Origin of the sequence: Sphingobium sp. LSP13-1-1.1, from assembly GCF_040676415.1 — a bacterium.
GTDB lineage: Bacteria > Pseudomonadota > Alphaproteobacteria > Sphingomonadales > Sphingomonadaceae > Sphingobium.
Map to the genome: position 1 here is coordinate 75,058 of NZ_JBEGHU010000006.1, position 21,137 is coordinate 96,194.

The 21,137-nt window shown below is 65.0% G+C and carries 20 protein-coding genes; 5 read left to right on the top strand and 15 right to left on the bottom strand.

The genetic code is table 11. From position 1 onward, the window contains the following. Positions 1-3: 3 nt before the first annotated feature. From MRBLSP13_RS05750 to dapA, 7 genes are all read right to left on the bottom strand, one after another. Entirely contained in the window at positions 4-426 is a 423-nt protein-coding gene (locus tag MRBLSP13_RS05750; RefSeq protein ID WP_133653927.1) for a DUF350 domain-containing protein, read from the bottom strand. A 428-nt stretch (positions 427-854) separates the two neighbouring features. After that, positions 855-1,928 carry a recombinase RecA gene (recA, locus tag MRBLSP13_RS05755; protein ID WP_363738085.1) on the bottom strand — a complete coding sequence of 358 codons (1,074 nt, stop codon included), beginning with the start codon at positions 1,926-1,928 and terminating at the stop codon, positions 855-857. A gap of 99 nt (positions 1,929-2,027) precedes the next feature. After that, a complete protein-coding gene (locus MRBLSP13_RS05760; RefSeq protein ID WP_363738083.1) occupies positions 2,028-2,387 on the bottom strand; it encodes a response regulator in 360 nt (119 codons plus the stop codon). Positions 2,388-2,478: 91 nt separating this feature from the next. After that, positions 2,479-4,905, bottom strand: a complete 2,427-nt coding sequence (locus MRBLSP13_RS05765; protein WP_363753295.1) for a hybrid sensor histidine kinase/response regulator — start codon at positions 4,903-4,905, stop codon at positions 2,479-2,481. 48 nt (positions 4,906-4,953) lie between these two features. Continuing rightward, positions 4,954-5,544: a DUF2062 domain-containing protein gene (locus MRBLSP13_RS05770; RefSeq protein ID WP_363753298.1), complete on the bottom strand. Its 591-nt coding sequence runs from the start codon at positions 5,542-5,544 to the stop codon at positions 4,954-4,956. A gap of 17 nt (positions 5,545-5,561) precedes the next feature. Beyond that, complete coding sequence (smpB, locus tag MRBLSP13_RS05775; protein ID WP_007683053.1) at positions 5,562-6,044, bottom strand: SsrA-binding protein SmpB; 483 nt, start codon at positions 6,042-6,044, stop codon at positions 5,562-5,564. A gap of 43 nt (positions 6,045-6,087) precedes the next feature. Continuing rightward, positions 6,088-6,966, bottom strand: a complete 879-nt coding sequence (gene dapA, locus MRBLSP13_RS05780) for a 4-hydroxy-tetrahydrodipicolinate synthase (RefSeq protein ID WP_363753301.1) — start codon at positions 6,964-6,966, stop codon at positions 6,088-6,090. A gap of 169 nt (positions 6,967-7,135) precedes the next feature. On the opposite strand from dapA, the gene MRBLSP13_RS05785 reads away from it, so the two are divergent. Both MRBLSP13_RS05785 and greB read left to right on the top strand, forming a co-directional pair. Further along, positions 7,136-9,172 carry a lytic transglycosylase domain-containing protein gene (locus MRBLSP13_RS05785; protein ID WP_363753304.1) on the top strand — a complete coding sequence of 679 codons (2,037 nt, stop codon included), beginning with the start codon at positions 7,136-7,138 and terminating at the stop codon, positions 9,170-9,172. A gap of 62 nt (positions 9,173-9,234) precedes the next feature. Further along, positions 9,235-9,720, top strand: coding sequence for a transcription elongation factor GreB (gene greB / locus MRBLSP13_RS05790; protein WP_363738077.1), 486 nt, complete (start codon positions 9,235-9,237; stop codon positions 9,718-9,720). A 45-nt stretch (positions 9,721-9,765) separates the two neighbouring features. Here the strand turns inward: greB and MRBLSP13_RS05795 are convergent, their stop codons facing one another. The 5 genes from MRBLSP13_RS05795 to aspS form a co-directional block, all read right to left on the bottom strand. Continuing rightward, positions 9,766-9,951: a hypothetical protein gene (locus tag MRBLSP13_RS05795; RefSeq protein ID WP_133653934.1), complete on the bottom strand. Its 186-nt coding sequence runs from the start codon at positions 9,949-9,951 to the stop codon at positions 9,766-9,768. A 67-nt stretch (positions 9,952-10,018) separates the two neighbouring features. Then, the gene (locus MRBLSP13_RS05800) at positions 10,019-11,332 is read right to left on the bottom strand and encodes a methyl-accepting chemotaxis protein (RefSeq protein ID WP_363753351.1); all 1,314 of its coding nucleotides are present in this window, start codon (positions 11,330-11,332) and stop codon (positions 10,019-10,021) included. 86 nt (positions 11,333-11,418) lie between these two features. Further along, positions 11,419-12,201, bottom strand: coding sequence for a polyphosphate kinase 2 family protein (locus MRBLSP13_RS05805; RefSeq protein ID WP_363753307.1), 783 nt, complete (start codon positions 12,199-12,201; stop codon positions 11,419-11,421). Further along, positions 12,198-13,577 carry an APC family permease gene (locus MRBLSP13_RS05810; RefSeq protein WP_363753310.1) on the bottom strand — a complete coding sequence of 460 codons (1,380 nt, stop codon included), beginning with the start codon at positions 13,575-13,577 and terminating at the stop codon, positions 12,198-12,200. Before MRBLSP13_RS05810 ends, MRBLSP13_RS05805 begins: the two co-directional genes overlap by 4 nt. A 108-nt stretch (positions 13,578-13,685) precedes the next feature. Beyond that, on the bottom strand, positions 13,686-15,470 hold the full coding sequence (gene aspS / locus MRBLSP13_RS05815; RefSeq protein WP_363753313.1) for an aspartate--tRNA ligase: 1,785 nt from the start codon (positions 15,468-15,470) through the stop codon (positions 13,686-13,688). Positions 15,471-15,598: 128 nt separating this feature from the next. On the opposite strand from aspS, the gene rnd reads away from it, so the two are divergent. The 3 genes from rnd (at position 15,599) to MRBLSP13_RS05830 (ending at position 17,802) form a co-directional block, all read left to right on the top strand. Continuing rightward, positions 15,599-16,765 (top strand): ribonuclease D, encoded by a 1,167-nt coding sequence (gene rnd, locus MRBLSP13_RS05820; RefSeq protein ID WP_133653938.1) that lies wholly within the window; start codon positions 15,599-15,601, stop codon positions 16,763-16,765. 12 nt (positions 16,766-16,777) lie between these two features. Beyond that, complete coding sequence (locus tag MRBLSP13_RS05825) at positions 16,778-17,074, top strand: I78 family peptidase inhibitor (protein ID WP_363753316.1); 297 nt, start codon at positions 16,778-16,780, stop codon at positions 17,072-17,074. A gap of 338 nt (positions 17,075-17,412) precedes the next feature. Beyond that, on the top strand, positions 17,413-17,802 hold the full coding sequence (locus MRBLSP13_RS05830) for a DUF1801 domain-containing protein (RefSeq protein ID WP_363753319.1): 390 nt from the start codon (positions 17,413-17,415) through the stop codon (positions 17,800-17,802). A gap of 83 nt (positions 17,803-17,885) precedes the next feature. Here MRBLSP13_RS05830 and MRBLSP13_RS05835 read toward each other — a convergent pair whose 3' ends face one another. The 3 genes from MRBLSP13_RS05835 to lepA all read right to left on the bottom strand — a co-directional run bounded on the left by MRBLSP13_RS05835 (position 17,886) and on the right by lepA (position 21,039). Then, positions 17,886-18,569: a hypothetical protein gene (locus MRBLSP13_RS05835; RefSeq protein ID WP_363738237.1), complete on the bottom strand. Its 684-nt coding sequence runs from the start codon at positions 18,567-18,569 to the stop codon at positions 17,886-17,888. Positions 18,570-18,742: 173 nt separating this feature from the next. Further along, entirely contained in the window at positions 18,743-19,129 is a 387-nt protein-coding gene (locus tag MRBLSP13_RS05840) for a PH domain-containing protein (protein WP_044660367.1), read from the bottom strand. 104 nt (positions 19,130-19,233) lie between these two features. Beyond that, positions 19,234-21,039 carry a translation elongation factor 4 gene (gene lepA, locus MRBLSP13_RS05845; protein ID WP_363738065.1) on the bottom strand — a complete coding sequence of 602 codons (1,806 nt, stop codon included), beginning with the start codon at positions 21,037-21,039 and terminating at the stop codon, positions 19,234-19,236. Positions 21,040-21,137 lie beyond the last annotated feature (98 nt).

Below are 21,137 nucleotides of genomic sequence, written 5' to 3' on the forward strand. Positions count from 1 at the left end.
GGCTCAGCCCGCGACCGCGCCGGCAGTAAGGCAGGCGATGGCGACCTTCATCATGGCAAGGAAGATGGCGGCGGACCGTTCGTCCGCCTCGATTCGGGTGGGTAGCGAGCCCAGCAGGAAATCGACCATGCGAAAGGCGATGAGTTGCAGGATCAGGGTGACGCTCCCCCAGATCATGATGTCCCAGACATTCACCGAACCCGCGAGGCAAAAGCCCAGCGGCACCGCGAGTCCGATCGCTGCCCCGCCCAGCGAGATCGCCGCCGCCGCATTGCCCTCCCGGATCAGCGCAAATTCATCATGCGGCGTGATCCACATATAGAGTGCCAGCGCCGCCAGCCAGGCCAGGGTGGCAGAGGCCAGGTGGAGCAGGAAGATCGGCAATCCGGAGAGCAGGCTCTGGATGACAGGCATGGGATCGGTCATTGCTTCAGGATGCCGCAAGCGATGGAGCTGCGCAATTGCGGTCGACGGCTGGAACGGCCGGACAGTAGACGGCGCTCGCGATTCCCGCCCCTTCGCACACCACCCCCAGCGAAAGGCGCCGAATGAGACAGGCCGCTCCACAGCGCCGACTTCAAGCGTCGTCATGTTCCTCCGGGCGCGCGCTGCGCTCTTGCCTCCGCAGGAGCGCAGCGCGCCCAGAGCCGATCAACATCCAGTTCTGAGGGACGACAGATAGCCGGGATCGGGTTGAGGTCGCCCACAGACAGCGCCCGGTTCATGCTAATTTGACCCACGGTAAAAGGCCCACCGCGCCAGTGGCGCAGCGGGCCTTTTCAGTGCGTGAAGCAGCAGGCGGGCAGAACCGCGCTGGAGCCTTCCGGTTGATCTGGCCGGAAAGCTGTCAGCGTTTATTCGCCATCATCCTCCGCCTCGGGTCCGGCCATCATCCCTTCGGCGACTTCCTCGGTCTTGCCGCGGATCGCCTTTTCCAGCTTGTCCGCCATTTCGGGATGTTCTTTCAGATAGGTTTTCGCATTCTCGCGACCCTGGCCGATACGGACCGAGTCATAGGAGAACCAGGCGCCCGATTTCTCGACCAGACCGGCCTTCACGCCGATATCAAGCAGTTCGCCGATCTTGGACACGCCTTCGCCATACATGATGTCGAATTCGACCTGCTTGAAGGGCGGCGCGACCTTGTTCTTGACCACCTTCACGCGGGTCGCGTTGCCGACAATGTCCTCACGGTCCTTGATCTGGCCGGTGCGGCGGATGTCGAGGCGGACCGAGGCGTAGAATTTGAGCGCATTGCCGCCGGTCGTCGTTTCGGGATTGCCGTACATGACGCCGATCTTCATGCGGACCTGGTTGATGAAGATCACCAGACAGCGCGAGCGGGAGATGGAGCCGGTCAGCTTGCGCAGCGCCTGGCTCATCAGGCGGGCCTGCAGGCCGACATGGCTGTCGCCCATCTCGCCCTCGATTTCGGCGCGCGGCACCAGCGCGGCGACCGAGTCGATCACCAGCACGTCGATCGCGTTCGAACGCACCAGCGTATCGACGATCTCCAGCGCCTGCTCGCCCGTGTCGGGCTGCGACACGATCAGTTCGTCGATATCGACGCCCAGCTTCCTGGCATAGACCGGATCAAGCGCATGTTCCGCATCGACAAAGGCCGCGATGCCGCCGGTCTTCTGCGCCTCTGCAATGGCGTGCAGCGCCAGCGTGGTCTTGCCCGAGCTTTCGGGTCCATAAATCTCGACAATGCGTCCGCGCGGCAGGCCGCCAATGCCGAGCGCGATGTCCAGTCCCAGCGATCCGCTCGAGATCGCCTCGATCTCGATCTTCTCGCGGCTGCCCAGCTTCATGGCCGAACCTTTGCCGAAGGCGCGGTCGATCTGGGAAAGGGCCGCTTCCAATGCTTTCTGTCTGTCCATTGTCCCTGTCTTCTTGGAATCGATGAGTGAGAGCATTGCGGTCATCGGCCTATCCCCTGTCAAGCGGAACGCGCCGGTCCGGATGGCGCGTGGCCATCATGTATCCTGTTTGTTCTTATGGAACAAGGGGTGAACGAAATTTTCTTAAGCGGTGCCCAACGCCTTGTTCAGCGCACGTTCCACCGCCCCGATGGTGAAGGGTTTGGCCAAAGTCGGCCGGTCGGCGTGGCCCGTCGGCAGGTCGTCGGCCATGCCGCCAGTCGCAAAGATGAAGGGTATGCCGCTCTGCGCCAATATATCCGCCACGGGCCAGCTTTTCTCGCCATGCAGGTTGCAATCGAGCAGCGCCGCATCAAAGCCGCCCTCGCGCGCCCTGGCGCAGGCGTCATCGACCGATTCGGCGATGGCGTGGAGCCGATAGCCGAGCGTATCGAGATAATCCTCCAGCATCATCCCGATCATTGCCTCATCCTCGACGACCAGGATGGTCTTGCCATCAGACATGCTTGCGGTCCCCAATCTTACCCATCGCAACCCCAAAGGCCTTTTCCCACAGGCATAATCGACAAACCGCGCAGAAGTTCATTGTCCAAATTCACTCCGCCGTCGGCCGCATCGCCAATGCATCCCGTGCCGCTTCCGCCAACTGGCTGACAGAAAAGGGTTTTGGCAGGAAAGCCACATTGGCGATGTCGATCGATTTGCGCAACTGTTCCTCGGCATAGCCCGACATGAACAGCACCGGCAGGTCGGGATGGCTCGCCCGCGCTCGCGCCACCATCGACGGACCATCCATGTTCGGCATCACGACGTCGGAAATGAGCAGGTCGATCTTCTCGTCCCCGCCCAGAACCTCCAGCCCCTGTTCGCCGTCATTGGCGGTCAGCACCTTATAGCCCTGGCGCGACAAGGCCCTTTCCGCGACGGCGCGCACCATATCCTCATCCTCCACCAGCAACACGGTGCCCGTGCCCCAGGTTTCACTGCGACGGGCCGGGGCCTTGGGCTGGGCCGCCTGATCGACATCGGCGCCCTGATAGACCGGCAGGTAGATGACGAAGCTCGCCCCGCGCCCCAGTTCGGACTCGGCGAAGATGAACCCGCCCGACTGTTTGACGATGCCGTAGACGGTGGAAAGGCCAAGCCCCGTTCCCTTGCCCAGTTCCTTCGTGGTGAAGAAGGGTTCGAAGATCTTGGAAAGAATGTCGGGCGGGATGCCCAGCCCCGTGTCGGACACCCGTACCGCCGTATAGTCGGCCGGCGGCAATATGTCCGACCGCATCTCCCTTACCTTGGCGGCGGGCACGCCATAGGTCTGGATGTTGAGCGTGCCGCCGTCCGGCATGGCATCGCGGGCATTGACGGCCAGGTTGACGATCACCTGCTCCAACTGGCCGGGATCGGCCCGCACCGCCCCCAGATTGCGGCCATGGCTGACCTCCAGCTTGACGCTCTCGCCCAGCAGCCGCTTCAACAGGTTGGATACGTCGGCGACGATGTCGGGCAACTGCAATATCTGCGGCCGCAGCGTCTGCTGGCGCGAGAAGGCGAGCAACTGGCGGGTCAGCCCCGCGGCGCGATTGCTGTTCGACTTGATCTGCTGGATGTCGTCATAGTCGCTGTCGCCGGGCGTATGGCGCATCAGCATCAGGTCGCAATGGCCGATGATGGCGGTCAGTATATTGTTGAAGTCGTGCGCCACGCCGCCCGCCAGCTGGCCGATCGCCTGCATCTTGGTCGCCTGCGCCACCTGCCGCTTGAGCTTGCTCTCCTCGCTGTTGTCCTTGAGCGAGAGCAGCACCGCCGCCTCGCCCAGGCCCCGAACGCCGGCCAGGCTGAGCGCGATCGGCTCGTCGGGCTGGTTGCGCATGCGCACGGCGACGTCGCCCGACATTTGCGGCCCCACCGCAAAGCGTCGAACGGCATCGGCCACCGCCGCCTGGTCCTCCCGCACCACCAGGTCGCCGGGATAGCTTGGCTTCTCCTCTGGCTTGACGCCCGCGGCCCGCGAAAAGGCCTTGTTCATGAACAGCACGCGTCCATCGCGATCCGCCATCGCCAGGCCGAAGGGCAGCAGCGACAACAGCGTCTCGATATAGGAAAGCGCCGACGTGCCGCCCGCATTGCCCGCCGGCTCATCGATCAGCAACAGCAGCATGGGCCCATCCTGCGCGCCCGATTGCGCGCCCGTCGGCTGGATGGCGCGCTTCAGCGGAACCTGCAACAGCCGCAGCGGAATGCCGCCCGATTCCTCCCGCGCCAGGAACAGCCGCCCCTTGTCGTCCACCCGCATGTGCGCGGCGAAATCGCGCCCGGTGATATTGGCGTCGATCCGGCCGGCCGCGCGCAGCAGGAAGGCGCCATTGGCGGCCCGGATGCGTCCTTCCCCGCCGATCATCACCGCCATGATGCCCGCTTCGCCCAATTGCCGCCCGGCCTCTCCGATCAGCAGGCGATGCACATCATCCAGGGCGCTTGGCTGGCGCACCGGGGAAAAGCGCCACAGCAGATAATCCTCCGAACGGCCGGTGCGGCAGAGGAAGGCATCCAGCCGCAACGCACCCTGGACGATGCCCTCGACCCGTGCTTCGCCGTCGCGCCACGCGGTGCGGGCGGCGTTGCCCAGACTGTCGGACAGGCTGCTGTCGCCGGTGATTTGCGGCGGCGTCGGAAAACCGGGAAACCATTCCCCGAACAGATCGCTGGCGCAGACCAGCCGGCCGGCACGATCGGTGACCGCGATCGCCATGTTGGAGGCGTCGGCCGCGGCCCGCGCCACGGTCCAGTCCGGCACGGCCTCGCCCATGGCCACTTCCTGCGGATAAAGCCGACGATACCAGCCGAGCAGCGCCGCCCCGGCCAGCACCGCCGCGCCGAAGCCGGCGCCCAGCGCCCAGTTGCCCGCGGCATAGACGACCAGCCCGGCTGACATCAGCGCCATCAGGATGAGCAGCGGCAGGGCAAGGGGCGACGATCGGTCGGCCGCCCAGGCGTCTCCATCCCTGATCACACGCGCGGACACGGCCCGGCTATCCCCCTGCATTCACAATGGACTGCCCGCTCCCGCCGGTCAGGCCGAAGCGATTTCCTCCAATGCGCTGCTTTCGCGTGCCTTGCCAATCCTCAATTTGCGCGCATGCCATTTCCGGCCCATGCGATGGCGCCAGATCCAGTCAGCCAGGAAGTAGCCGACCACCGCAAAGGCCAGCGAAATCAGCGCCAGCCCCAGCAACATGGCAGGCGCTGCTTCCGAAAAGAGCCAGGCGCACCATTCGCGGATCGAGGCATGCCGGTCGATCAGCGCCATGAAGCCCGAAGCATCCGCCGACCGCCCGAGCAGCCAGTTGCCCATATAGACGGACGCCATCAGGAACAGCGGCGTTGTCGCCGGATTGGAAAGGAAGGTCATCGCCGCCGCCAGCGGGATGTTCGCCCGGAACGGCAGCGCCAGCAGGGCCGCGCCCGCAATCTGCACGCCGGGGATCAGCAGGAAGATGCCCACCAGCAGCCCCAGTGCCACGCCGCGCGGCACCGAACGCCGCGTGAAGCGCCACAGCGAGGGTTCCAGCACCCGGTGCGCCACCGGGGCCAAAAAGCGGTTATGTTCCAGCGACTCACGGGTGGGCGCATTGGCGTGCCACCAGCGGGAGAGCCTCCCCATCCCTTCCTTGGCACCCATCAGCGATGCGCCTTCATGATGCGCTGCTGATCGCGCTTCCAGTCGCGTTCCTTGATCGTGTCGCGCTTGTCATGGGTCTTCTTGCCCTTGGCCAGCGCCAGCTCGACCTTCGCCTTGCCGCGGCTGTTGAAATAGATCGACAGCGGCACCAGCGTCATGCCCTTGCGCTCGACGGCGCCGTGCATGCGGGCGATCTCCCGCTGGTGCAGCAGCAGCTTGCGGGGGCGCTTGGGCTCATGGTTGAAGCGGTTGCCATGGCTGAATTCGGGGATGTTGCTGTTGACCAGCCACACCTGCTCGCCCTTCACCTCGGCATAGCTTTCCGCGATATTGCCCTCGCCAAAGCGCAGGGACTTCACCTCGGTTCCTTGCAGGGCGATGCCCGCCTCGAACACATCCTCCAGGAAATATTCGAAACGGGCGCGCCGGTTCTCGGCGACGATCTTCTTCTTGTCGAAGGCTTCGGGACGGGGACGGGCCATTATTCTCTATCAACTCGCTTCATCATATAGGCCCGCAGGGCGCTCAAACCAGTCCCGCGATCTCCAGCGCCCTGTCGACGGCGGTCCGGCTCGATTCCGACGGCCAGGTGATCGGCAGGCGGACGTCGCCGGGCATGTCGGGCCGAACGCGCGTAAGGGCATATTTGACGGGGCCGGGTGAAGCATCGCTGAACAGCGCGTCATGCAGCGGGTAGAGACGATCCTGGATCGCGAGGGCGCCATGCCAGTCGCCGCTCGCCATCGCCTGCTGGAATTCGGCGCACAGGCGCGGCGCGACATTGGCCGTGACCGAAATGCAGCCCTTGCCGCCCATCGCGTTGAAACCCAAGGCCGTTTCGTCATTGCCGGAAAGCTGGCAGAAATCGGCGCGGCAGGCGAGGCGCTGTGCGCTGACCCGCCCCAGATTCCCGGTGGCGTCCTTGATGCCGACGATCGTCTGGAATTCCTCCGACAGGCGGTGGATCACCGGGACGCCGATGTCGGTGATCGTGCGGCTGGGCACGTTGTAGAGGATGATCGGCAGGGAACAGCGCTCGGCCAGATAGGCAAAATGCTGGTAGACCCCTTCCTGATTGGGCTTGTTGTAATAGGGCGCGACCACCAGCGCCGCATCGGCGCCCGCGGCCTGCGCGGCGAACATGTGCTCCAGCGCGATTCGCGTGTCGTTGGAACCGCATCCTGCGATCACCGGCACGCGGCCCGCCGCCTGGTCGACGCAGACGGCGATGACGCGATTATGTTCCTCGACCGTCATGGTCGCGCTTTCGCCCGTGGTGCCGCAGGGAACGAGCGCGCTGCTGCCTTCCTCGATCTGCCAGTCGACGAAGGCGCGGAAAGCCGCCTCGTCCACTGCCCCGTTGCGAAAGGGCGTGATCAGCGCCGGAATCGACCCGGAAAACATGCAACAAACTCCTTCAACTCACCGGGATTCCGGGGCATAATAGCGTGAAACACGCGAAGGGCGCGCTATAGCGCGTCATTCAGGGCCTGATAAGGATGCAATTGCGATAATGTCCAGTAGGGTGTCGCTCTTCTGCCTTGAAACTGCTTCGGAAGCCCTCACGGTTCGTATGCCTCTGATTGCCCTTTTGCTTTTCACAGCCGGCGCCAGCGCCCAGACCGAAACCACTGCCCCTGCGCCGGATGCGGCCTATCCGCCCGGCGCCGTGGTTCAGGCGGTCCCCAGCTCCAGCGAACCCAGCCCCTGGCAGCGCGCGCAGAGCCGAATCGGCGTGGCGAGCGATCCTTCGATCTCCGGCACGATCAGCCAGTGGCGCGCGCTCCAGCAGAGCGACGGCCTGGGCTCCTCCACCTATATGAGCTTCATCATGGCCAATCCGGGCTGGCCGGGCGAGGACCGGATGCGGCGGCTGGCGGAAACCGGCATCAATCCCAACAGCTACGATCCCGCGCAGGTCATCGCCTTCTTCACCCGCTTCCCGCCGCGCACCGCGACCGGCAATGCCCGCTACGCGCTGGCGCTGATGCAGCAGGGTCGCATGGGCGAGGCGCGGGTCGCCGCCCGCAACGCATGGATCGGCGGCACGCTCTCGCCCGATGACGAGGCGCGACTGCTTTCCCTCTTCGGTTCGGGCTGGACCGCGGTCGAGCATGACCTGCGCGCCGACGCGCTGCTGTGGAAGGGCGACATCATCGGCGCGCAGCGCAGGCTCGCCTATGTCTCGCCGGCGCGCCGCCCGGTCTATGAGGCGCGGATCGCCTTCCGCCAGAAGGCGCCCGACGCGGCTATGAAGATGCAGTTGGCGGAGGCCGTGGGCGCGACCGACGCCGGCTTCGTCGCTGACAAGGCGACATGGCTGCTCAACACGGGCAACTGGGTCGCCGGTCGCCAGTATCTCGCCAACCGCCCGGCCTTGGCCTTCCGTCCGGGCGATCCGGAAAAATGGTATGAAGCGCTGCTGACGCAGGCGCGCGCCGCCGCCAATGACAGCCAGTGGAGCTTCGCCTATGGCATCGCCAGCAAGCTGGACGACGCCTATCTGCCCGGCACCGACGTCAACACCCGGCCCATAGGCGAGCGCGACGACTATACCAGCCTGGCCTGGCTTGCGGGATCGACGGCCTTCTACAATCTGGGCAGGCCGCTGGACGCGATGGAGATGTTCCGCCGCTACGCCACCGCCGCCAAGTCGCCGCAGACGCAATCCAAGGGCTTCTACTGGGCGGGCCGCGCCGCGCTCCAGGCCGGGGACACGGCAACCGCCAACAGCTATTTCGCCCGCGCCGGCTCCTTTCCCGACCAGTTTTACGGGCAGCTCGCGCTCGAACGGCTGGGCCGGCCGATCCCGGCCCCCGCCACCGTCGAACGCCCGGTCGAGATCTCCGCCGCGGAACGCGCGGCCTTCGCCAACCGCTCGGTCGTCCGCGCGGTGAAGGCGCTGGGCCAGATGGGCTATTGGGAAGACCAGAGCAAATTCGCCCGCGCCATCGCCAATAATGCCGACAGCGATGCAGATCATTATCTGGCGGTGGAACTCGCGCAGAGCATCGGTCGGCCGGACATGGGCGTGATGGTCGGCCGCCGCGCCGTGTCGAGCGGCCTCACCGGCTATGGCGAAAGCGCCTTCCCACGCGTACCTGTCCCGTCCGAGGCGCAATTTAACTGGACCATGGTCCATGCCATCGCCCGCCAGGAAAGCCAGTTCGACCGTCAGATCGTCAGCCATGCGGGCGCCCGCGGGCTGATGCAGCTCATGCCCGGCACCGCCCGCGAACAGGCGGGAAAGCTGGGGATGAGCTATGATGCCAGCTCGCTCAACGACCCCAGCTACAACATCATGCTCGGCTCCGCCTATTTCCAGCGGATGCTTAACTATTATGGCGGCAGCTATCCCTTGGCGGTGGCGGCCTATAATGCCGGGCCGGGCAATGTGAATCGCTGGATCGCGGCCAATGGCGACCCGCGCCTGCCCGGCGCCGACATGCTGCGCTGGATCGAGCAGATCCCGCTGTTCGAGACGCGCAACTATGTCCAGCGCGTGCTGGAAAACGCCGTCGTCTATGAGGCGATGAACCCGCAGCGCGCCCGTTTCCGGGGCACCACGACGCCGCTGTCCAGATATCTGGGCAAGCAGACGCCGGGCTGAACCCTCTGGGGAACCCACGGGGCTTCGACAAGGGCGGTTCGGAAAGCTAGGCAGGGTTCGTCATGAGCACCCCTCACCCCAATTACATCACCCCCGAAGGCTTCGCGAAGCTGCGCGCCGAATATGACCATCTGCTCGGCGTCGAGCGCCCCCGGATCGTGGAGGTGGTGAGCTGGGCTGCAGGCAATGGCGATCGCAGCGAAAATGGCGACTATCTCTACGGCCGCAAGCGGATGCGGGAGATCGATGGCCAGTTGAAGCGCCTTTCCCGCAAGATGAAGGACGCCAGGGTCGTCGACCCGCGCCAGCAACCGGACAAGGGCAAGGTCTATTTCGGCGCGACCGTCACCATCGCGGACGAGGATGACCGGCACCGCACCGTGACGCTGGTCGGCAATGACGAGACGGATGCCGCTGCGGGCCGCATCGGCTGGAGCACGCCGATAGCCCGCGCGTTGCGAGGCGCCGCCGTGGGCGACCTGCGCCGCGTGATGCTGCCCGCGGGCGAGAGGGAATATGAGGTGATGGCGATCAGCTATCCGGCGTGATCGCCCTTTGCGGAAACAGGCGCGCGGCGCGCCGGCCTTCCCACTCTAATCATGCGGCCTCAGCGAATGGTTGAGCCGTTCCATCACTTCCCCGATCGGTTCGGTGACGGTGACGCTGCGTCCCTCTCCAAAGCGGATGCGGGTGCCGTCGGTCACCGATGACACGAAGGTGACCTGCGCGGCATTGACGGCGGTTTCGGTCCGGTCGGCGCCCACGAACATGACGAGCATGCATCCTCTCCTTCTTTCTGGAAGAAGAGCCTAGCCCGAATTCCTCCCGACGCCAGCCCTTTTCCCTTCATGCCGCCTGAATTGCCTGGATGAACGCGCTGGCACGATCATCCAGCCGATGCGCCTCTTCCGACAGGCGCGTCGCCGCGTCGCGCATGGCCTGGGCATCCTCCACCGCCGATCCCGCATTGACGCTGATCTGGCTGGCGCTGGCGCGAACATGCCCGCTCGCCTCGCCCGCCTCCGCCACGCTGTCCGCAATGGCCCGGCTGAACGCGCCATGCCGCGCCACCGCCTCGAACACGGAGGCGGAAAGCCGGTCCGCGGTCGCGATCGCTGCATCCATATGCGCATGCCCCTCCGCCACCTGGCCGACGGTGGTACGGATATGGTCGATCCGCCGTGCAATCTCCGCCGCCGCGTCGCGGGTCTGTCCCGCCAGCGTCTTCACCTCCCGCGCGACCACCGCAAAGCCTCGACCCGCATCGCCGGCCCGCGCCGCCTCTATCCCCGCATTGAGCGCCAGCGTCGTCGTCGCCCGCGCAATCGCATCGATCAGCGCGGTCACTTCCCCAATGCCGTCGGCCTGCGCGCTCAGCGTCCGTGTCTGCGCCGCGCCGGATTGCGTCTGGTCGACGGCGGCGCGAATGGCGGCGCCCGCCTCTCGCACTTCATCCTCCATCGCCTGGAACAGCAGCCCCAGCTCCCGCCCGGATGCGGCGATGCCGGCCAGATTGTCCGCCGTCTGCGCCGCCGCCACGGCCATGCCGGCCGAGGCACGCCCATTATGCGCGGACCGCCCTGCCGCATCCTCGGACAGGCGCGACAGCATGTCCGCTATCGCCACCATGTCGCCGATCAGGGCCCGGATATCACCCCGGAACACCGCGCTCTCGCGCGTCACCCGTTCCAGCCGCTCCACCCGCGCCAGCGCCACCCGAGCATCGCGCTCCGCCGCCAGCTTGAGCAGAAGCTGCCCTCCCGCAATTCCGGCATAACGATCGCCATCGACCACGATCAGCCCCTCGCAACCCTGCCCCTGCGCCGCATAGAGATCGATCAGCACCTCTATGCTGGCGCACCGCTCGACCGTGGCGCAGTGCCGGACATGATCGTCCAGCCGCCCGCCAAAACTGGGATTGCGTAACAGGGCATGGCCGAAGGGATTGAACAGGATGCGCCGCATGTCCCGTTCATAGATCGCCCCCACGGGCCGGTCGGCGGCATCGAGCACCGGCAACAGGCGGAGCGCCGGGTCATGCTGGAAATGGTCGACCGCCTCGCACAGCGGCCGCCCCAGCCGAATCGCGGGGCTGGGCGTCACCAGGGTCGGACCAGCCGAATGGGCCAGGGAACGGTCGAGCAAGGACGGCGCGTACATGGGCACCGATTAAGCCCCCAATGGTAAATGAGCCGTTAGCATTTGATGACAGTTTTGTTACAAGTCACTGATTAAAAGAGATTTTTCTATGGAACCTTATAGCCATAGGCCTTGGCGGCCAGCTTCACCACTTCCGGATCGGCTTCGGGAAAATTCATCGGCACCAGCTTTTCCAATCGCTTGGCGACATGGGAAAGCGCCGCGATCCGTCCCGCCCGGCGGTGATTATTGTCGATCACCTGCCAGGGCGCTGCCTTGGTGTCGGTCTTGCGGAACATGTCGTGCATGGCGTCGAGATAATCGGCCCGCCGGGCGCGGTTGCGATAATCGTCCGCGCCGGTCTTCCACCGCTTCCAGGGGGTGTCGAGCCGCTGGGCGAGCTGCTCGTCCTGCGTTTCCTGGGTGATGTGGACGAACAGCTTGACGATATTGGTCCCGGCATCGACCTGCTGCTTTTCGAAGGCATTGATCTCCTCATAGGCGCGCTTCCACTCGCCCTTGGAGCAAAAGCCCTCGACCCGCTCGACCAGCACCCGGCCATACCAGCTCCGGTCGAAGATCGCGATGTTGCGCCCCGCCGGCAGCCGCGTCCAGAAGCGCCAGAGGAAATGCCTGTCCCGCTCCTCCTCGGTCGGGGCGGAAATGGGGTGCACCTTGTAATAGCGCGGATCCCAGTCGGCGGTCATGCGCTTGATGATGCCGCCCTTGCCCGCCGCGTCCCACCCTTCCAGCAGGATGACGCTGCGCCGGTCGTGGATGATGTGCGCGACCTGGATCTTGGCGAGCCGCTGCTGCAATTCGGCCAGCTTCGCCTCATAATCGCCCTTGAACATCGCGCCCTTCTCATAATCGGCAAGGTCGATGGTCATGTCTGCACCTTCCATTGGCCACGGCGGCAAAGCACGAGCTTATACCAAAGGACCGAACCCGCAATCTGCGCGGCGGTTGCAATCAGTCCTGGCCGCCCCTCCCCGACGTCCAGCCAGCTCGTCCAGACGACATAGGCCAGCGCGAGCAGGGTAACGGCCGGTGCAAGCGGATAAAGCGGCATGCGATAGGGCGCATGGGCGCTCGCCCCGCCGCGCCGCCCGGCCATGGCGGCCAGCGCGATGCCGCCATAGATCGCCACCAGCCCCGTACCGTTCAGCACCAGCAGCATCGACATCGGCAGGAAGCAGGCAAGCGTCCCCATCCCGCCGACGATCAGCGTGCCGATCCAGGGCGAATCAAAACGCGGATGGATCGCCACCAGCCAGTCGTCGATGCGCGGAATCCAGGCGCGGTCCCGCCCCGTCGAATAGAAGAAGCGCGCGCAGGCCAGGATGCAGGCGATGATGGCGTTGACGATGGCGAGCACGATGCCAACCGACACCAGCGCCGAAAGGCCAGCGCTTCCCCGGTGCCGCACCAGCAGGCCAAAGGGATCATCGACGGTCAGCAGGGTGGCAAGGTCGATCCGCGCCAGCAGCAGCGCCAGCAACGGCACCCCTTCGAACAGCAGCGCGAGCGCCAGGGCGGCGAGGATGGTCCGGGCGATCCTTTTCGGCGCCTCGTGCATCTCCTCGCCGAAATAGACCGCCATGCCATAGCCGTTGAGCGCGAAGATCGCGATCGTCGTCGCCACCCCGACGGAGGCCGCGCTGGCCGGGGCAAAACCCTGCCCCGTCGCCACCATTGGATGGGTCAGGAATTGCAGCGCCGGCCGCGCATGATCGGCAAAGCCCAGCACCATCACCACCGCCACCGCCGCCAGCTCGACCAGCAGGAACAGCCCGGTGATGACCGCATTCACGCGGATGTTGAGGATCGCCACCAGCGTCGACCCGATCATCACCGCGACGGCGACCGGCACGGCGGGGAGTCCCGGCACCACCGTCGCCATGACCGAGGCGATGCCCAGCGCCGCGACGGGCGGGAAGAGCACATTGTTGAAGACATTGACGCCCAGCATGACAAAACCGGCCATGGGGCCCAGCGTCTGCGCCACCGCGACATATTCCCCGCCCGCCACCGGCCAGGCGGAGGAGAGCTCGGCATAGATGAAGGCGGTGGCGACGCAGATCAGGCTGGCCAGGATCATCGCCCAGATCGCGCCCGTCCCGGCCGCCTGCAACATGCCGGGAATGATGACGAAGACGGAGGATGCCGGGGTGGTCGCGGACAGGGTCAGGAACAGCACGCCCGCCACGCCCAGGCTGCGCGCCAGGGCCGGCGGCTTGTCCGGCAGCATCTGTTCGTCGAGCATGATCTGGTCCCCTCTCCTCCCTTACATAGAAGGGAAGGAGAAGAGACAAGCCCCACGCACGACATGCTCCCGCGAGGGCAGGAGCACAGCTTCCTCAAATCGGGGCAATCAGGCCTTGGCCTGCGGCTCCACGACCCGGATATTGAGTTCGCGCAGCTGCTTGAACTCTGCCGCGCTGGGTGCACCCATCAGCAGGTCTTCCGCGCGCTGGTTCATCGGGAACAGCGTGATCTCGCGCAGATTCTGCGCCCCGCACAGCAGCATGACGACGCGATCCACGCCGGCCGCCATGCCGCCATGGGGCGGGGCGCCATATTGGAAGGCGCGATAGAGGCCGCCGAAGCGCTCCTCCACATCCTGTTGCGACAGGCCGACCTTCTCGAACGCCTTGACCATCAGTTCCGGCGACTGGTTGCGGATCGAACCCGAAGCGATCTCATAACCGTTGCAGACCATGTCATATTGATAGGCCTTGAGGCTCAGGGGGTCCTGGTTCTCCAGCGCATCCAGCCCGCCCTGCGGCATGGAGAAGGGGTTGTGCGCGAAGTCGATCGACTTCGTATCCTCGTCATATTCGTAGAAGGGGAAGTCGACGATCCAGCACAGCTCGAAACGATCCTTGTCGATCAGGTCGAGCTGCTCGCCCACGCGGATGCGCGCAAGGCCCGCCAGCTTGGCCGCCTGGCTTTCCTTGCCCGCGGCGAAGAACACGCCGTCATTGGGGCCAAGGCCCAGCGCCTCGATCAGCTTTGCCGTCCGTTCCTCACCATGATTCTTGGCGATCGGGCCGCCGGGCACGCCGTCCTTGATGTTGATATAGCCCAGCCCCGAAAAGCCTTCGCTGCGCGCCCAATTGTTCATGTCGTCGAAGAATTTGCGGCTGCCCGCGCCCGCACCCGGCGCGGGAATGGCGCGAATCACGCTGCCGCTCTCCACCAGCGAAGCGAAAATGCCGAAGCCGCTGCCGTGGAAATGCTCCGTCACGTCCTGGATGATGATCGGGTTGCGCAGGTCAGGCTTGTCCGACCCATATTTCATCATCGCCTCGGCATGGGGAATGCGCGGGAAGCTGCCCGCGGGCGTCACCGGCTTGCCGTCGGCGAACGCCTCGAACACCTGGGCGATCACCGGCTCCATCGTGTTCCACACGTCTTCCTGCGTGACGAAGCTCATTTCCAGGTCAAGCTGGTAGAATTCGCCCGGCAGGCGGTCGGCGCGCGGGTCTTCGTCGCGGAAGCAGGGCGCGATCTGGAAATAACGGTCGAAGCCGGCGACCATCAACAGCTGCTTGTACTGCTGCGGCGCCTGCGGCAGCGCGTAGAATTTGCCCGCATGGATGCGGCTCGGCACCAGGAAGTCGCGCGCGCCTTCTGGCGAGGAAGCGGTCAGGATCGGCGTCGAATATTCGGTGAAGCCCGCATCCTCCATGCGGCGGCGCATGTCGCGGATGATCTGCGTGCGCTTGACGATGTTCGCGTGCAGCGTCTCGCGCCGCAGGTCGAGGAAGCGGTAGCGCAGGCGGATATCCTCAGGATATTCCTGCTCGCCCGCCACGGGAAGCGGCAGGTCGGCGGCAGCGGACAGCAGCACGGCGTCCAGCGCGCGGATTTCGATCTCGCCGGTGGGCAGGTTCGGGTTCACCGCTTCCTGCGCGCGGGCGACGACCTTGCCCGTCACCGTCACGACGCTTTCGGCCCGCAGCGATTCGATCACCCTGAACACCGGACCGTCGACCTCGGTGACGATCTGCACCATGCCATAATGGTCGCGCAGGTCGATGAAGACCAGGTCGCCATGGTCCCGCTTGCGATGCACCCAGCCGGACACCCGCACCTCATTGCCGACCTCCGCCGTCGTAAGGGCGCCGCAGGTGTGGGTGCGATAGGCATGCATGGCGTTTTTGGTCTTTCAGCTTCGTTTTACGGAAATGACAAATTGTTGCGGCGCCGCTATGGGCAGTGCTGTCAAGCATTGACGAGCCCGTGCGCGACGGGCCAGCCCATAATAAGATCGAAGACCATATGCAAATCCATCCGCTGATTACCGACAGCAAGACTCTCGCTCAATTCTGCGCCCGGATCGCCAAATCGCCCTATATTGCGGTCGATACCGAATTCATGCGCGAAAACAGCTATTGGCCCGATCTCTGCCTGGTGCAGGTTGCGGACGAACATGAGGCGGCGGCCATCGATCCCAAGGCGCCCGGCCTCGACCTTTCGCCCCTGCTCGACCTGATGGTCGACAATGAGGATGTGCTGAAGGTCTTCCATGCGGGCGGGCAGGATCTGGAGATCATCTACAACCTGACCGGCAAGACGCCCCATCCCATGTTCGACACGCAGATCGCGGCGATGGCGCTGGGGCTGGGCGAGCAGATCGGCTATGGCAATCTGGTCGACGCCTGGCTCGGCGTGCAGCTCGACAAGGGCGCGCGCTTCACCGACTGGGCGCGCCGCCCGCTCGACAAGCGGCAGATCGATTATGCGATCGGCGACGTCACTTACCTGATCCAGATATTCCCCAAGATGCTGGAGGAGCTGCGCCGCACCGGCCGCGGCGACTGGCTGGACCAGGAGATGGAGCGGATCAGCGACCCCTCCAATTATGAGAACAAGCCGGACGAGGCCTGGCAACGCGTGCGCATCGCCAGCCGCAAGGCCGATGTGCTGGGCCGGCTCAAGGCGCTTGCCGCCTGGCGCGAGTTGGAGGCGCAGGACAAGAACCTGCCGCGCGGCCGCATCGTCAAGGACGAGACGCTGGCCGACATCGCCAGCCACCCACCCCGCACGCAGGAGGATCTGGGCAAGGTGCGCGGCCTGTCCGCCACCTGGAAGACCAACGATATCGGCAACCGCCTGATGCTCGCCCTTGCCGAACACAAGCCGCTGGGCAAGGACGAAATGCCCGAGCGCGACCCCAAAAGGCCGGGCCTGGGCAAGGACGGCGCGCTGGTGGCGGACCTTCTGAAGCTGCTGCTGAAAATCCGTTCGCGCGACATCAATGTCGCCGCGCGCCTCATCGCCCGCAGCGACGACATCGACGCACTGGCGGCGGGCGTGCGGGACGACCTCGCCATACTGGAAGGCTGGCGCTATGAACAGTTCGGCCGCGACGCGGTCGACCTGGTCGAGGGGCGCCTGGCCTTCGCGGTCAAGAATGGCCGTCTCAAGATGACGCGCACGCAATAGGAGTTCAGGACGATGCGGACCGCCGTGCTGCCCCTTCTTTCCCTGCTTGCCGCCTGTGCGGGCGCGAGCGGCCAGGGCCCCGCCACGCCTCCACCCACCGCCGAAGGGTCATGCCGCAACGAGGGGCTGGACCGCTTCATCGGCCAGACCGCGAGTGCGGCGATCGGCGCGGACATGCTCAGGGCTTCCGGCGCACGCACGCTGCGCTGGAGCGCGCCGGGCATGGCGATGACCATGGATTTCCGCCCCGACCGGCTGACGGTCAGCTATGACGGCAAGATGGTGATCACGACCGCGCGATGCGGCTGAAGATCGCGATGGAATAAAACTTTACGCACAACCGTATTCGATGTGGTGCCGGTCGCAATCCTCCCGATCGCGGCCGGCCGTCCCCACGGGTGGTCCCCAAAGGGCAGCGTAGCGGTGGGGCCGGGAGGCAGGCCCCTCCCGGCACCATCGCTACGCCATTTTCGTTCGCCGCGATCGGTCCAAAGCGGGTTTCGATCTGATTGAATCAGATCGCCGCTCCGGATTCCTTCTTTCCGCGATTTCTTAACCAGCGATCGGTTCCGATCGCCTGGAAATCGCTCTAAAGCGTTCTTCCGGCTGATGAAATCGCCTTGCGCAGCCGGCGAAAGGACCGCTCGATGAACGACACCCCCATTCCCTCCGCATTGATCGACCAACGCATTGCGGAACTCGGCGACTGGCGCGGCGAAACGCTCGCCCATGTTCGCGCGCTGATCAGGGAAGCCGATCCCGAGGTGGTCGAGGAATGGAAATGGCGCGGCGTTCCTGTCTGGTCGCATGACGGCATCCTCTGCACCGGCGAAAGCTACAAGGCGGTGGTCAAGCTGACCTTCGCGAAGGGCGCGGCGCTGGCGGACCCGGCGGGCCTGTTCAACGCCAGCCTCGACGGCAATGTGCGCCGCGCCATCGATCTGAGGGAGGATGAGCCGATCGATGCGGACGCGTTCAAGGCGCTGATCCACGCCGCAGTCGCCCTCAACCGGAGCAAGCAGAAGAAGAAGGGTTGAGATCGGGAGCCGGCGCTCCTCTCCTCGCTGGCGTACGCATCTCAGGGTCGATCACATGCTGCGAGAATGCAGCGCGCGCCTGATCAACATTCCAGCCCTATCAACGTTCCGCTTCCGATCCGGCCGACATAGCGCTTGCCGTCAATCTCCAGCCAGTCCGGCGTCACCTCCAGCCGGCGACCGCGAATGGTGGTGCGCAGATGCTCGACGGCGATCCGGTTGCGCGCGACGATGCGCAACACCGCCAGCCCCTCGCCACGCGCCGCCATCATGCTGTAACGGTCGCCGCGCAGCAGGAAATGCCAGCTACCGTCGGTCGGTATCCATTCATTGCCGTTCACCACCTGAACCGGCTCGCCATCCGCGCCGCCCATGCGCACGCTGATCCGCGTCGCGCCATTGCTCCGGCGGGGCGGAGCGAAGATCAGGATCGGCTCTCCCTCCAGCGTCAGCGGAATCGGCGTATCCCTCAAAAGTTGCGATCCGCCCATGATCAGCGATGGCAGATCCGGTGAAAAGGGCAGGCGGTCCCGCGCGAAATGACGCTGCCGCACCACCGGATTGGCGTGGAACCCCTGCACCTGCATCGGCGTCAGGCGACCTTCCTCGACCAGCCCGTGACAGGTCGGGCAGAGCAGCGTCACCCCATGACCTTCGGGCAGGCGAAGATAGCGGTAGATGGTCACGCCGCACCGGACGCAGGCGAAACCGCAAGCCTGACGTATCTCGTCCTGCTGCTGCGCGGTCAGTTCTGGCAGCGACGGCATCACACGCAAGCCCATGCACGACGACCCCTTGCTATCGCCTGCCCGCGCCACTGCGGACCGGCGTTCCTCCGGCGTCCTTCCTGCTGGCCGTGGGCGCTCCAACGCGCCCCTTCTCGCTATTGCGCTATCGTTGGAATAAATGCGGACAAGTCAAGAGGCTGCTCACCGATCTCCTACCGCTGGGGCAGCAGGTCGAGGTTGCGCGATGCGGCGATCGCCCGGATGCGGTCGGGCCGCGGCATGGATTTGATGGCGATTTCCGCCATGTCGCCGGCGCTGAACAGCTCGACATTGCCGACGTTGAAGATCCGCTGGCCCAGCGTCTGGGTGATGCGCACGCTGCGGATGCTGGAAAGCGCGATCTCCGTCCGCTGCTTGGCGAGCAGACCCCGTTCCAGCAGCACTTCCCTGTCGGAAAGCGCCAGACGCTCCCCCTTGTGCAACACCCACCACACACCGATGGCAAGGATGCCGACAACGGAAATCAGCAGCAGGATGAACAGGAAGGGATGGGCGCGGAACATCGCGGGATGCTCGTCATACAGCCATGTCTCGCTCATGCCGGTTTCCTATAGCTTGCCGCCTGCATTGACCATGGACGCCCCGCCGCCGTCAAGGGCGCGGGACACTGCAACTGCAACCGTCTGGCGGCGGAAGGAACAGCCTAGCTGTCATCCCCCATGCGCAGCGCGGCGATGAACGCTTCCTGGGGAATCTGGACCGAGCCATATTCCCGCATCCGCTTCTTGCCTTCCTTCTGCTTCTCCAGCAGCTTCTTCTTGCGCGTGATGTCGCCGCCATAGCATTTCGCGGTCACATCCTTGCGCATCGCCGCGATCGTCTCGCGCGCGATCACCTTGCCGCCGATCGCCGCCTGGATCGGAATCTTGAACAGGTGCCGGGGGATCAGGTCCTTCAACCGTTCGCACATGCCGCGCCCGCGCGATTCGGCGGTGCCACGGTGGACGATCATGCTGAGCGCGTCGACCGGCTCATTGTTGACGAGGATGCTCATCTTGACCAGGTCGCCTTCCCGCGCCCCGATCTGGTGATAGTCGAAGCTGGCATAGCCGCGCGAAATCGACTTCAGCCGGTCGTAGAAATCGAACACCACCTCGTTGAGCGGCAGTTCATAGGTCACCTGAGCGCGCCCGCCGACATAGGTCAGGTTCTTCTGGATGCCGCGCCGATCCTGGCACAGCTTCAGGATCGAACCCAGATATTCGTCGGGGCAATAGATCACCGCCTCGATCCACGGCTCCTCGATATAGTCGATATGGTTGGCGTCGGGCATGTCCGCCGGATTGTGCAGGTGCCGGATCGTCCCGTCGTTCATGTGGATTTCGTACACGACCGACGGGGCGGTGGTGATGAGGTCCAGGTCATATTCACGGCTCAACCGCTCCTGGATGATCTCCAGGTGCAGCAGCCCCAGGAAGCCGCAGCGGAAGCCGAAACCCAGGGCCGCCGACGTCTCCATCTCGAAGGAGAAGCTGGCATCGTTCAGCCGCAGCTTGGAGATCGATTCGCGCAGCTTCTCGAAATCATTGGCGTCCACCGGGAACAGGCCGCAGAAAACCACCGGCTGCACTTCCTTGAAGCCGGGCAGCGGCTCCTTCGCCGGATTCTTGACCGTGGTGATGGTGTCGCCGACGCGGGTCTGGCTGATATCCTTGATCTGCGCGGTGATGAAGCCGATCTCGCCCGGCCCCAGCTCGCTCAGTTGCTCGATCTTCGGCCGGAAGCAGCCGACACGGTCGATCAGATGCTCGGTGCCGCCGATCATGAACTTGATGTTCTGGCCCTTCTTGATCACGCCGTTGACGACGCGCACCAGGATGACGACGCCCAGATAGGGGTCGTACCAGCTGTCGACCAGCATCGCCTCCAGCGGCGCTTCGCGATCACCCTTGGGCGCGGGGATCTTGGCGACCACCGCTTCCAATATGTCGTCAATGCCGATCCCGGCCTTGGCGCTCGCCAGCACCGCCTCCGATGCGTCGAGGCCGATCACTTCCTCGATCTCCGCCTTCACCTTCTCCGGCTCGGCGGCGGGCAGGTCGATCTTGTTGATGACGGGCACGATCTCATGATCATGCTCGATCGACTGGTAGACATTGGCGAGCGTCTGCGCCTCCACCCCTTGCGCGGCGTCCACCACCAGCAGCGCGCCCTCGCACGCGGCAAGCGATCGGCTCACCTCATAGGCGAAGTCGACATGGCCCGGCGTGTCCATCAGGTTCAGTTCGTAGGTCTCACCGTTTTTCGCGACATAGTCGAGGCGCACGGTCTGCGCCTTGATGGTGATGCCGCGCTCCTTCTCGATATCCATGTTGTCGAGCACCTGCGCGCTCATCTCGCGGTCGGTCAGGCCCCCGGTGCGCTGGATCAGGCGGTCGGCCAGGGTCGACTTGCCATGGTCGATATGGGCGATGATCGAAAAGTTGCGGATGTGCGAAAGGTCGGTCATGGCCCGCGCCGATAGCAGTCATTTGCGGGCCTGTCAGCAGGCTCTCGCCGTGAGCCCGCCCGTTAAGGCTATGGCGGCGATAACCGTTTGCATTGCTT

Bases quoted from the DNA above. Each gene is read 5' to 3' on its own strand.
- MRBLSP13_RS05750 (WP_133653927.1), bottom strand. From the start codon at position 426: ATGACCGATCCCATGCCTGTCATCCAGAGCCTGCTCTCCGGATTGCCG.
- recA (WP_363738085.1), bottom strand. From the start codon at position 1,928: ATGACCGCAATGCTCTCACTCATCGATTCCAAGAAGACAGGGACAATG.
- MRBLSP13_RS05760 (WP_363738083.1), bottom strand. From the start codon at position 2,387: ATGTCTGATGGCAAGACCATCCTGGTCGTCGAGGATGAGGCAATGATC.
- MRBLSP13_RS05770 (WP_363753298.1), bottom strand. From the start codon at position 5,544: ATGGGGAGGCTCTCCCGCTGGTGGCACGCCAATGCGCCCACCCGTGAG.
- smpB (WP_007683053.1), bottom strand. From the start codon at position 6,044: ATGGCCCGTCCCCGTCCCGAAGCCTTCGACAAGAAGAAGATCGTCGCC.
- dapA (WP_363753301.1), bottom strand. From the start codon at position 6,966: ATGTTTTCCGGGTCGATTCCGGCGCTGATCACGCCCTTTCGCAACGGG.
- MRBLSP13_RS05785 (WP_363753304.1), top strand. From the start codon at position 7,136: ATGCCTCTGATTGCCCTTTTGCTTTTCACAGCCGGCGCCAGCGCCCAG.
- greB (WP_363738077.1), top strand. From the start codon at position 9,235: ATGAGCACCCCTCACCCCAATTACATCACCCCCGAAGGCTTCGCGAAG.
- MRBLSP13_RS05795 (WP_133653934.1), bottom strand. From the start codon at position 9,951: ATGCTCGTCATGTTCGTGGGCGCCGACCGGACCGAAACCGCCGTCAAT.
- MRBLSP13_RS05800 (WP_363753351.1), bottom strand. From the start codon at position 11,332: ATGTACGCGCCGTCCTTGCTCGACCGTTCCCTGGCCCATTCGGCTGGT.
- MRBLSP13_RS05805 (WP_363753307.1), bottom strand. From the start codon at position 12,201: ATGACCATCGACCTTGCCGATTATGAGAAGGGCGCGATGTTCAAGGGC.
- MRBLSP13_RS05810 (WP_363753310.1), bottom strand. From the start codon at position 13,577: ATGCTCGACGAACAGATGCTGCCGGACAAGCCGCCGGCCCTGGCGCGC.
- aspS (WP_363753313.1), bottom strand. From the start codon at position 15,470: ATGCATGCCTATCGCACCCACACCTGCGGCGCCCTTACGACGGCGGAG.
- rnd (WP_133653938.1), top strand. From the start codon at position 15,599: ATGCAAATCCATCCGCTGATTACCGACAGCAAGACTCTCGCTCAATTC.
- MRBLSP13_RS05825 (WP_363753316.1), top strand. From the start codon at position 16,778: ATGCGGACCGCCGTGCTGCCCCTTCTTTCCCTGCTTGCCGCCTGTGCG.
- MRBLSP13_RS05830 (WP_363753319.1), top strand. From the start codon at position 17,413: ATGAACGACACCCCCATTCCCTCCGCATTGATCGACCAACGCATTGCG.
- MRBLSP13_RS05835 (WP_363738237.1), bottom strand. From the start codon at position 18,569: ATGCCGTCGCTGCCAGAACTGACCGCGCAGCAGCAGGACGAGATACGT.
- MRBLSP13_RS05840 (WP_044660367.1), bottom strand. From the start codon at position 19,129: ATGAGCGAGACATGGCTGTATGACGAGCATCCCGCGATGTTCCGCGCC.
- lepA (WP_363738065.1), bottom strand. From the start codon at position 21,039: ATGACCGACCTTTCGCACATCCGCAACTTTTCGATCATCGCCCATATC.